At 63.3% G+C, this 10984-nt stretch carries 12 protein-coding genes; 5 read left to right on the top strand and 7 right to left on the bottom strand.

Annotated features, from left to right (window positions below; genetic code table 11):
* Positions 1–6: 6 nt before the first annotated feature.
* From H6M51_RS22245 to H6M51_RS22235, 3 genes are all read right to left on the bottom strand, one after another.
* A complete protein-coding gene (locus H6M51_RS22245) occupies positions 7–384 on the bottom strand; it encodes a Na+/H+ antiporter subunit C (RefSeq protein ID WP_185812002.1) in 378 nt (125 codons plus the stop codon).
* On the bottom strand, positions 384–803 hold the full coding sequence (locus H6M51_RS22240) for a Na+/H+ antiporter subunit B (RefSeq protein ID WP_185812001.1): 420 nt from the start codon (positions 801–803) through the stop codon (positions 384–386). Before H6M51_RS22240 ends, H6M51_RS22245 begins: the two co-directional genes overlap by 1 nt.
* 253 nt (positions 804–1056) lie before the next feature.
* On the bottom strand, positions 1057–3447 hold the full coding sequence (locus tag H6M51_RS22235) for a putative monovalent cation/H+ antiporter subunit A (RefSeq protein ID WP_185812058.1): 2391 nt from the start codon (positions 3445–3447) through the stop codon (positions 1057–1059).
* Between the two features lie 309 nt (positions 3448–3756).
* Here H6M51_RS22235 and msrB point away from each other — a divergent pair, with 309 nt between their 5' ends.
* The 3 genes from msrB to H6M51_RS22220 all read left to right on the top strand — a co-directional run bounded on the left by msrB (position 3757) and on the right by H6M51_RS22220 (position 5182).
* A complete protein-coding gene (gene msrB / locus H6M51_RS22230) occupies positions 3757–4170 on the top strand; it encodes a peptide-methionine (R)-S-oxide reductase MsrB (protein WP_185812000.1) in 414 nt (137 codons plus the stop codon).
* Positions 4171–4378: 208 nt separating this feature from the next.
* Positions 4379–4777, top strand: coding sequence for a hypothetical protein (locus H6M51_RS22225; RefSeq protein WP_185811999.1), 399 nt, complete (start codon positions 4379–4381; stop codon positions 4775–4777).
* A 129-nt stretch (positions 4778–4906) separates the two neighbouring features.
* The gene (locus H6M51_RS22220) at positions 4907–5182 is read left to right on the top strand and encodes a plasmid stabilization protein (protein ID WP_185811998.1); all 276 of its coding nucleotides are present in this window, start codon (positions 4907–4909) and stop codon (positions 5180–5182) included.
* Here the strand turns inward: H6M51_RS22220 and H6M51_RS22215 are convergent.
* From H6M51_RS22215 to H6M51_RS22205, 3 genes are all read right to left on the bottom strand, one after another.
* The gene (locus H6M51_RS22215; RefSeq protein WP_185811997.1) at positions 5179–5547 is read right to left on the bottom strand and encodes a helix-turn-helix domain-containing protein; all 369 of its coding nucleotides are present in this window, start codon (positions 5545–5547) and stop codon (positions 5179–5181) included. The two genes, H6M51_RS22220 and H6M51_RS22215, sit on opposite strands and share 4 nt — an antisense overlap.
* On the bottom strand, positions 5547–5912 hold the full coding sequence (locus H6M51_RS22210) for a type II toxin-antitoxin system RelE/ParE family toxin (RefSeq protein WP_185811996.1): 366 nt from the start codon (positions 5910–5912) through the stop codon (positions 5547–5549). The genes H6M51_RS22215 and H6M51_RS22210 overlap by 1 nt, the downstream gene beginning before the upstream one ends.
* 94 nt (positions 5913–6006) lie before the next feature.
* A complete protein-coding gene (locus H6M51_RS22205; RefSeq protein ID WP_185811995.1) occupies positions 6007–6573 on the bottom strand; it encodes a nucleoside 2-deoxyribosyltransferase in 567 nt (188 codons plus the stop codon).
* A 142-nt stretch (positions 6574–6715) separates the two neighbouring features.
* On the opposite strand from H6M51_RS22205, the gene recQ reads away from it, so the two are divergent.
* The gene (recQ, locus tag H6M51_RS22200; RefSeq protein WP_185811994.1) at positions 6716–8575 is read left to right on the top strand and encodes a DNA helicase RecQ; all 1860 of its coding nucleotides are present in this window, start codon (positions 6716–6718) and stop codon (positions 8573–8575) included.
* Positions 8576–8688: 113 nt separating this feature from the next.
* On the opposite strand, the gene H6M51_RS22195 is transcribed toward recQ, so the two are convergent.
* Positions 8689–9813 (bottom strand): helix-turn-helix domain-containing protein, encoded by a 1125-nt coding sequence (locus H6M51_RS22195; RefSeq protein WP_246780642.1) that lies wholly within the window; start codon positions 9811–9813, stop codon positions 8689–8691.
* A 168-nt stretch (positions 9814–9981) separates the two neighbouring features.
* Between H6M51_RS22195 and H6M51_RS22190 the strand changes: the two genes are divergently transcribed.
* On the top strand, positions 9982–10728 hold the full coding sequence (locus tag H6M51_RS22190; protein ID WP_185811992.1) for a hypothetical protein: 747 nt from the start codon (positions 9982–9984) through the stop codon (positions 10726–10728).
* The last annotated feature ends 256 nt before the right edge of the window (positions 10729–10984 follow it).

Below are 10984 nucleotides of genomic sequence, written 5' to 3'. Positions count from 1 at the left end.
TCCCGCTCAGTAGCCGCGCGGCGGCAGCGGTTCGTCCAGCGGCTCTGCAACACGCATTTCACCCGTGTCGTCGGTGCCGAGGTCCTGATAGGCGCGGTAGCTCAGCACCAGCAGGAAGCAGAAGAAGGAGAAGGAAATGACGATTGCCGTCAGGATGAGCGCCTGGGGCAGCGGATTGGCGGTGCCCGCGGGCAGAACGTCCACACCGCCGGGAATGATGGGCGGAATGGCGGGGGTCAGCCGACCCGCGGTGAAGAGCAGCATGTTGACGGCATTGCCGAGCAAGACGAGGCCGAGCAGGATGCGGACGATCTTCTTCGACAGCATCAGATAGACGGCGCCGGCGAAGAAGATGCCGACAACGAGCGAGAAGATGACTTCCATCAGCCGTCATCCCTTTCTTCGAGTGCAAGCGCGATCGAGGCAAAGGTGCCGACGACCACGAGATAGACGCCGATGTCGAAGGAGATGACCGTGGCCAGCGGCACCTCGACGCCGGCCAGGCTCGGATAGATCCAGATGCCGGTCATGAAGGGGTAACCGAGCGGAGCCGAGATGAAGCCGGAGACGGTGGACACGAGCAGGCCAAGGCCCGCAATCGACATCGGATGAAAGACCATGGCGCGTCGCACGGCCTGGACGCCGAAGGCGATGCCGTACATGGCAAAGGCTGCGGCACCGATCAGACCGCCGATGAAGCCGCCGCCGGGCTCATTGTGGCCGCGCAGAAGGACGAAGATCGAAAAGACCAGCATCAGCACCGTAAGGAAGGGTGCGAAGGTGCGGAAGATCAGGGTGTTCATGGCCGGGCCTCCACGGATGGGTGGCGGGAGAATGCAAGTTTTGGTGGGTAGGCTACCCCCCTCTGCCCTGCCGGGCATCTCCCCCTCAAGGGGGGAGATCGGACCCCCGCAGGCTCCAGTGCCCGCAGCAGATGTTGGAATTGGCGGGAGGCGAGCGAAACGGTCGTGGCCAATCTCCCCCCTTGAGGGGGAGATGTCGGCGGAGCCGACAGAGGGGGGTGGGCCACAAACTCAGACATCACGCAGACCAGACTCATTTGCCTGCCCCCTTTTTCTTCTTCGCCGGTGCCGGCGACGGGACGACGGCGGAGGGCGCCGGTGTCGGGATGGCGGGCTGGCCGACCCGGATGCGGATCAGGGCCAGGATCGACAGACCGGTGATCATCACGACAGCGATCTCGCCCAGCGTATCCACGCCACGGAAGTCGACGATGATGACGTTCACGACATTGGCGCCATGGGCAATGATCTTGGAATGCTCGGCGAAGAAGGCCGAGAGCGAGCCATCGAAGGGACCGGCGGTCGAGGCGGCGAGCATCAGCGCAAAGCCCAGGCCGCAGGCGATCGCGAGCGAGCCATCGAGCAGGCGCGCCGACATCGGGCGATGGTCGGAGAGCGAGAGCCTGAGGCGGGTCATGACCAAGGCCAGGATGACGACCGAGAGTGTCTCGACCATGAACTGCGTGAAGGACAGGTCCGGCGCACCGTAGAGCAAGAAGATGACCGCGACGGCAAAGCCCTGGATACCAAGGCAGACGATGGCGGTCAGGCGGTCCTTGGCCGTCAGCACCGCGACGACACCGATGACGGCAATCACCAGGATCGCCATTTCATGCAGGTCGACATCCGTTGGCAGGGCCAGAGCCGTGGGCAACTCGCCAAAGGCCAAGGGGGTCGCGAGCAGCACGACAGCGACGAAGACGAAGGACAGGGTGATGTAGGTTTCAAGTCGGCCGTTCTGGACGAAACGGGTGATGGCGGTCGAGAAGCGCACGAGGCCCGAGATGAAGTGGTCGAAACCCCGGTCGGGGCTGATGCCAAGACCGGTGACAAGGCGATCCACGGTGGCGCGCAGACGATCAAGGCCGAGATAGAGCACGAGGCCGATGACGACCGTCAGCACGGAGAGCGCAAGTGCCACCCCGAGCGAGGGGATCAGGCCGATGGTCACAGGCTGCGTCTCGCCATCGACGGCGCTTGCCATGGGCGAGGAGATGAAACGGTGGGTGAGACTTGAGAGCACGGCCGCAAGGAGCGAGAGAACCGAAAGAAGAAGCGGACCGATCCAGAGAAGAAGCGGGCCCTCATGCGCATGTTTCGGCGTCTTGCCCTCCTTGCCGATGAAGGGTCTGAGACCGACGGCGAAGGCGATGACGAACATCAGCGCATTGCCGATGACGGCGACCGTCGTGAAGAGGATGGCGCGCGGATCGGTGCCGGCCAGCGCATAGTAGATCTCTTCCTTGGCAAGAAAGCCGAAGAGCGGTGGCAGGCCAGCCATGGAGACGGCCGCCAGAATTGCAGCAGCGAAGGTGAGCGGCATCAGTTTGCCAAGCCCGCCGAGCCGCGTGATGTCACGCGTGCCCGCCTCATGATCGATGGCGCCTGCGACCATGAACAGCGCGCCCTTGAACAGCGAATGGGCAACCAGGTAGAGCACGGCGGCTTCGATGGCGCTTTCGGTGTCGAAGCCGGTCAGCATGACGAGCAGACCGAGCGAGGCGACCGTGGTGTAGGCGAGCATGAGCTTCAGATCGGTCTGGCGCACGGCAAGCACCGCACCGACAAGCAGCGTGATCCCGCCGAAGAAGGGGAGCAGGATCTCCCAGGCCGGCGTTTCGCCCATCACCGGATTGAGCCGCATCAGCAGATAGACGCCTGCCTTCACCATGGTGGCCGAATGCAGATAGGCGGAGACCGGGGTCGGCGCTTCCATGGCATTGGGAAGCCAGAAATGGAACGGGAACTGCGCCGACTTGGTGAATGCGCCGCCGAGCACCAGCAGCAGAGCTGCCAGATAGAAGGGGCTTTCGCGTAGCGCGTCCCCGGTGGAGAGCAGCAGCGAGAGCTGGCTGACGCCGGTGATATTCCAGATGAAGATCATGCCGGCGAGCAGGATCAGACCGCCGCCGCCGGTGACGACCAGCGCCTGCAATGCGGCGCGGCGCGAGGCCTCGCGCGTGTGGTCGAAGCCGATCAGCAGGAAGGAGGTGATCGAGGTCAGCTCCCAGAAGACGAAGAGCATCAGGAAGCTATCGGAGACGACCAGGCCCAGCATGGCGCCCATGAAGAGCAGGATGAAGCCGATGAAACGGCCCTGCTGCGGATGACCCTTCATGTAGCCGCCGGCATAGAGCACGATCAGCGTGCCGATGCCCGTGATCAGCAGTGCGAAGGTGAGCGACAACCCGTCGATGAACCAGGAGAAGGAGAGGTTCAGGCTCGGCACCCAGGCATAGCCGCCGGTCACCCGTTCGCCGGCGGCGATTTCGGGCAGGAAGCCGGCGAAATGGGCAAAGGCCAGAGCGGGCGCAAGCGCCAGGACCCAGGCGCCATGTGCGCCGAGACGGGAGACGATCCATGGCGCCAGAACGGCGGCGGCAAACGGCAACAGCATGGCGACCCAGGTCATGTCGCTCGTCATCTCAGGCATTCCATCTCCCCGCGGGTATCGGATCGGCGCTCGATCATAAGTCGATACAAGGTGATACGGTGTTAGGACAACCCAACCTTCGTCTCAAGCAAAAACGGAACCCTTTCCCTTCACGGACGCGTCAACCCACGTTTCGGTGAAATCAAGCCGATCCGTTCAGTTTGTCGTGAAAGGACGAGACGCTCCGGACGACAAAGGACGTGGGCGGGACAATTGCCGCCATGGGGATGCCACCCTATCTATAGTTCACTTTCAGCGGGGCTATGCTTATCCGCCCCGCGCCGGCCCAAGGAGAAGACCATGACCGCCTCCACCACCGCCCCGAAGATCGTCAAGTCCGATGCCGAATGGCGCGAACAGCTGACGCCGGAGCAATATCGGATCCTGCGCGAACACGGCACGGAACGCGCCTTTACCGGTCCCTACTGGGACAATTTCGAAAAGGGCCTTTATCGCTGCGCCGCGTGCGACGAGCCGCTGTTCGTCTCCGACACCAAATTCGACGCAGGCTGCGGCTGGCCGAGCTATTTCGAGCCGGTGAAACCGGATGCGGTGACCGAACATCGCGATATGTCCTTCGGCATGATCCGCACGGAAATCCGCTGCGCCAATTGCGGCGGCCATCTCGGGCATGTCTTCCCCGATGGTCCGAAGCCGACGGGTCTGCGCTACTGCATCAACGGCCATTCGATGGTGTTCGAACCGCTGAAGTGATGCGGACACAACTCACCCCGGTGAGACACGCTGCGTGCCTGCCCTGCCCTTTCTGGAAGAGGGAGAGGTACGCAGACGTTGCCGTTTCGGATCAATGCCACTTTTGGCTGTGGACGCAGCCTGGCTTACGGAAAACCTGCAATCTTTGGATTTGACGACTCGCGCGCAAAGGGACACGCCGGATCTGTTTTTACAACCGGGGGTCACCATGAAGTCTGCACGCATTATCGTCACCGTCGCCGTCGCTGCGACTCTCTCCGCCTGCGCCAGCAAGCCGCAGGATATCGAGGCGGCCTATGTCTCGCCGGCGCTTTATGAAAGCCTGTCCTGCGACCGCCTGCGCGAAGAGGCAACCGCCGTTTCCGCCCGCGCGATCGCGGCCAGCGGCGCACAGCAGAAGAAGGCAGACAATGATGCGGTCGCTGTCGGCGTTGGCGTGGTGATCTTCTGGCCTGCGCTGTTCTTCGCCAAGGGCGACGGCGCAACGGCAGCGGAAGTCGCGCGCCTCAAGGGCGAGATGAAGGCGATCGAAATGGCTTCACTGAAGAACAATTGCGGCATCCGGTTCGAAGATCCGACCGCCAAACCGGCGGCGAAGAAAGGGTGACAGCTTCAGCTTGAGAGCTCAGTTCGGGATTCAACTGGTGCACAGATGTGGCAGCAGATGGCTCGCCATCTGCTGCCATCTTGATGGCGGGCAGTCGCGGGGCAATATTGTCCAGCAGGGAGATTGACCATGGCCGAACCACAGCTTTCTGTCCGCAGCGCCCGAGCCCGCGATCTGGCGCACCGGCTCGCACGTCGCGAGAACCGCTCGATCGCCGACATCGTTGAACGGGCGCTGGAAGCCTATGAGACGCAGCAGACGGGTCGCGAACCGGCTGCGGAATTTTACCGACGCATCAGCGTGCAGTCGGCCCTCGATATTGATGTCTATGCGGTGATCCGTGCGGATCGGGAAGCGCATGATGGACCGGGATTGGGAACTTGCGGTCGCGCAATCTGGCCTTAAGGCCCGACATTGCGTGCGGGCCCAGACCTTCGTGGCACCTCCGAAAGGCTCTTTTCACCGATGCCTGCGAGACGCACGGGTGCATGGTTCTTGAACCGGATGACAAGATCAAGCTCACCGCCCAGCGCTTCGACATAGTCTCGCAAGGTGGAGAGCAGGAAATCCGAGCGCTTTTCCAACTGGGCGATCGAGACCTGCTTCTTACCCATCCTGCGCCCGATATGCTCCTGCGTGAGGTCAAGCGCCTTTCTGAGCTTCTGCAGCGTGTCGTACTCATCCAGCAACTCGGCTGCCCGATACTCTGAGGCCGCTATCATCTCGGGCGTCATGGTTTCGGCAAACACGTCGTCGGCGGATCTGGCCATCAAGACTTTTCCTTCTTCAACAGGGCTTCAAGATGGGCCGCGTAGCGCCTATCAGCCTTACGGATCAATGTCTTATAGAACTGCTTTTGACCTTTACCGGACTTGTCACCTGCAACGAGTATCACGGCTTTCCTTTCAGGATCGAAGGCAAAGGCCACCCTCCAGACACCATCAGCCGCATCGAAACGCAGTTCCTTCATGTTGGGATAACCCGAACCCTTGAGCGTGTCCGCCCTTGGCCTTCCGAGTTCAGGTCCCCGCGCGTTAAGAAGAAGGACCATTGCACGCAGCTCAATTTTGACTTCTTGCTCGAAGTCCGCGAATTCCCTGGCGAAATCGTCATCAAAAACAACTTCCCACGACATGAAACATAACTTTAAGATTATATAAATTCAACCCTATTATCAATCTTTACGCGCATAGGATATCAGCGTTCAAACCTTGATCAAGGTGCCGACATCATCCCCTCCCCGCCAGCGCCTTCAGGCATTGCTCGAAGGCGGTGAAGTCGGTCCAGAGCCGCTTTGGATCGGCGGCATGCACCGCCACCGGGCCGCCGCGGCGCTCGACGCCGCCATGCAGCATCAGATTTTCGATCATCTCGAAATCCTCGAGCATGGTGCCATCGGGCGCGCGCTTTCGGCCATCCTCGCCGACATGAACCGCGCCGCCATAGAAATCGGCACTGCGCTGATAATGGCTGTCGGCGACATTGGTGTAGCAGGCGACGATCTTGCCGGCACCGCACATATAGCCGAGCTCGAAGACCGTACCGGGATCGGCAGCGATGCCGCGAAACGGCGTCAGATTGGCGATCACGCCATCGGCCCGGTTCATGAAGCCCTCGTCGACCTCGGAAATGTTCAGGCCGAACTGGTGCTTCGTCGGCGCCGGGGGGATGACGAGGTCACCTGGGCAGATCGGCTCGAAACCGTAAGCGCGGGTCAGATCGGCCTTGGCGTCGAGAATGGCCCGGGCATCGGGGAGGAAGACTTCGGGGCCGGCGAGGTAGAGTTTGAGGGACATGGGAGATGATCCGGATGCTTGGGAGGGGTTAACCGATCAGGAGCAGCCGACGGAGGGACTGGCAAGGCGGCATGAACCTTCTCCACCGGGAAACATGCCTGCGTGGTGGCCATCCCCTGCCCTGTCGGCTAGACCTTTGCGCATGCCGACTCACTCCCTGACCGATCCCCTGTTCTCAGACCAGACTAGCGAGAGCCCGCTTTCGGTGCTGAAGCGCGTCTATGGCTATTCGGCCTTTCGCGGGCGGCAGGCGGAGGTGGTTTCCCATGTGGTGTCCGGCGGCGATGCCGTGGTGCTGTTTCCGACGGGGGCGGGTAAATCGCTCTGCTTCCAGGTGCCCGCACTCTGCCGGCCCGGCGTTGGCGTCGTCGTTTCGCCGCTGATTGCGCTGATGCGCGACCAGGTGGAGGCGCTGAAAGGGCTCGGCGTGAAAGCCGCGGCGCTGAATTCGACGCTGTCGCGCGAGGACTATATCGAGATCCGCAGGGCGCTCGATCGCGGCGAGCTCGACTTTCTCTATGTGACGCCGGAGCGCACGGCCACGCCCGGCTTCGTCGAGATGATGCAGGGCGTGGAGATCGCGCTGTTTGCCATCGACGAGGCGCATTGCGTTTCGCAATGGGGCCATGATTTCCGCCCGGAATATCGCGAGCTCGGCAAGCTTGCGGACCTCTTTCCCGGCGTGCCGCGACTGGCGCTGACGGCGACCGCCGATCCGCATACGCGCGGGGATATCATCGAGCGTCTCAGGCTTCAGGATGCGGCTGTCTTCACCACCTCCTTCGACCGGCCGAACATCGCCTACGAGATTGTCGAGCGCGACCAGCCGCGCCAACAGCTGCTGAGGTTTCTCTCGCGCCACAAGGGATCGAGCGGCATCGTCTATTGCCTGTCGCGCGCCAAGGTCGAGGAGATCGCCACCTGGCTCGACGAGCAGGGTATCCGGGCACTTCCCTATCACGCCGGCATGGACCGGGCGCTGCGCGACGCCAACCAGGATGCCTTTCTCAAAGAGGAAGACCTCTGCCTCGTCGCCACCGTCGCCTTCGGGATGGGGATCGACAAGCCGAATGTGCGGTATGTCGCGCATCTCGATCTGCCGGGCTCTGTCGAGGCCTATTACCAGGAGACGGGGCGTGCGGGGCGAGACGGCCTGCCGTCCGAAGTCTGGATGGCCTATGGCATGGCCGATGTCATCCAGCGCGGGCGGATGATCGACGAGGGTGGGGCTGCCGACGAGATCAAGCGGGTGGAGCGGGCGAAGCTCAATGCGCTCCTCGCCATCTGCGAGACGCCGGGCTGCCGGCGCCAGGCGATCCTCAAGCATTTCGGCGAAAGCCACGCGGGCCAATGCGGCAATTGCGATACCTGCCTGAAACCGGTCGAGACCTGGGACGGGCTGGACGCTGCAATCAAGGCGCTGGCGGCGATCTATCGCACCGGTGAGCGCTTCGGCACCGGACATCTGATCGACGTGCTGATGGGCACCGAGAACGAGAAGACCCAGCGCTTCGGCCATTGCGACATGCCGGTCTTCGGGGCGGGCAAGGACCTGTCGTCCAAGACCTGGCAGTCGGTCTATCGCCAGCTGCTGGCCGCCGGCTATATCCGCGTCGACCACACGGCTTACGGCGCGCTGACGCTGGAGGAGAGCGCACGCGCGGTCTTCAAGCGCGAGGTCGAGGTGCGCTTCCGCAAGGACCGGCCGACGACGGGCAAGGCGGCGCGCGGGGCAAGTGCGTCGCGCACCGCCAATGCCAAGGCGGGGCTGGACCAGGCGGATCAGGAACTGTTCGAGGCGCTGCGCGCCCGGCGCATGGAGCTTGCGAAAGAACAGGGCGTGCCGCCCTATGTCGTCTTTCCCGACACGACGCTGATTGCGCTCGCGACCGAACGGCCGATGGACGAAGACGAGATGCTGGGGATTTCCGGCATCGGCCAGTCGAAGCTGGAGCGTTACGGGGAGGCGTTTCTCGAGGTGATCACGGCGTATTCGCGGTGAGGTTTACCCTCCCCTTGACGGGGAGGGTCGGAGCGCAGCTCCGGGGAGGGGTGACCCTTTCTGGGTTGCGCAAGCAATCGCCCCCACCCGCCGCTTCGCGGCGACCTCCACGCTCAAGGTGGAGGTGGGAGTGGTCGCCGTCGCCAGTCGCTCGGGCTTTCGCCGGTCACACGCAGGAATTCGCGGTTGAAGTTGGATTTTGTGATGAAGCCCGCCTCGAAGAGGATGCGGGTGACGGGCATGTCGGTGCCGGTCAGCAGTCGGCAGGCCTCGGTGATGCGGTGGTTGTTGACGTAATGCGAGACGCTCATCCCGTTGACGCGATTGACGGCTTCCGAGACGGCACGGGCGGGCGCCCCGAGGCGGCGGGCAAGGCGGGCGAGGTTGAGGTTCGGGTCGGACCAGAGGCGTTTTTCCGTCATCAGCCGGTCAAGATCCGCAGCCAGGCGCCGATGCTCGTCGCTGGCGGTTTTCGGCATGGCCTGGTCGGAAAGCTCGGCCTTGAGAGGGGTGATGAGGCCAGCGGGCAAGCGCCCGGTTGGCGGCGGCGTTGGCGCGTCCATGCCTGGCGTCCCGGCCTGAAGATCTGCAGAGCGCCCCTCGCCCGCGTCTTCGCCGCCTGCGGTAACGGCGGCGATGCCAAGCAGCAGCAGGATCAGCGTGGTGGCGGCGGAGACGACCATCGGTGAATAGCGGCCATCCGACCAGAGCATGTCCAGGCTGATGGCAACGTCGGTCAGGGCCGAGGCGATCAGCGCCACGCCGGTCAGCAGCATTGCCCTGAAGGACTTGATCGACCCGTCGAGGCGAGCGGCGACGAGGCCATCAGGCCCCTCGCGCGCGAGCCATAGCAGGGCCAGGCCATAGCCGAGGAAATTGGCGATGATGACGAGATCGACCGGCATGCGGCCGATCGCGAGCAGGAGCAGTGTGGCCAAGGTCGGCAGGAGATGGGGCCAGTCGCTGAAGGCAAGACCCGGGGTGTCGCGCGTCAGATCGCGGAAGGCGAGGAAGGAAAGTGCCGGCACCAGGCTGGCCATGACCGGCAGAAGCGGCAGGACCTCCATCATCCCATAGCCCCAGCGCAGGCCAACCATCAGGCTCTGGACGACATAAAGCGCCAGCAGCACGAGGAAGAGTCCATGCGTGCCCCAGATTTCGCGGCCTTCGCGCAGGAGGCGCACGAGAAAGACTGACAGGAAAAGCGCAACGAGGAAGGAGAGCGGAACAAGCAGCATGCGGAGGTTTCGTGATGGCGGATCGGATTGTCGGCAGACCATGACCGAAAGCGCGTTCCCGGTCGACCCGGATCGCGATCAAGGTCGCGGATGATGTGCGGACGGCCGCAGATGATGGCATCGAAACCGGTCTCCGGACAGGCGGCGACCAAATCAGGAGTGCCTCAGATGCGCAAACGTACCATCCTCCTTTCCATTCTCGGCGGTCTTGTCGGCCTTGCCATCCTCGACGGCAGCGTGCAGGTGATCCAGGCGAGCGATCGGATCTCCGGGCCGATCGACCTTTCCGGCGTCACACGGCTCGAGGTGACGGGCGCGGCCAGCGACATATCCATCTCCACACGGGGTGATGGCGCGACGGAGGCCGTGCTGTCTGGCACCCGGCGTGGCTGGGGGGCGATCTGGCGCTCCGGCTGGTTTGCCGGGGACTGCACCGGGCAGGCACAGATGAGCCGCGACGGCGATACGCTGCGCGTCGACATGGGCGAGCGTGGCGGCTTCTTCGGCTGGAACGACTGGGACGATTGCACGCTGACGCTGACTGCCAGGCTCGCGCCGGAGGCAAGTGTCTCGATCCGGCAGAATGCCGCCCGCATGCGGCTGTCCGGTGATTTTGCGGAAATCAGGATCGACAGCGATGCCGGCGATTTCGCCTTTACCGGCCATGCGACAACCGTTCTTGTTGCCGGGGCAGCGCTCCGGGCCAATCTCGCCTTCGAGCGGGTCATGAACACGGAGGAAATCCGCATATCCGGCAAGATGCTGGATGCGACGCTGCGCTTCCTCGTGCCGACGCCGGTTTCCTACGGGATCGAGGCGGTTGCCTCCTATGTCGACAGCGCGCTGCCGAACACGCCGGGCGCCAAGCCAGACATCCGCATCAAGGGTGAGATGGCGCGTGTCCGGATCGAGTGAGGTGGCGGGGTGGCGACTGTCTTAGGCATGGGAAGGTTGGGACTTACGCGGCGGAGCCACCCTCCCCTTGAGGGGGAGGGTCGGAGCGAAGCTCCAGGGTGGGGTGACCGGCAGCACGCTTGCCATCACCTGATAGGCCGAACTCGCAGCTGTTCACCCCCACCCGCCGCTTTGCGGCGACCTTGTAACTTCCCGAAAGCCGCGTTTGAGGCTGTAATGGCAGGCGCGGTGGCGGATGGGAGACCGACACACCTCA

The sequence above is a fragment of the Rhizobium sp. AQ_MP genome (genome assembly GCF_014237835.1).
GTDB lineage: Bacteria > Pseudomonadota > Alphaproteobacteria > Rhizobiales > Rhizobiaceae > Allorhizobium.
This window is presented reverse-complemented; position numbering and strand designations above follow the sequence as displayed.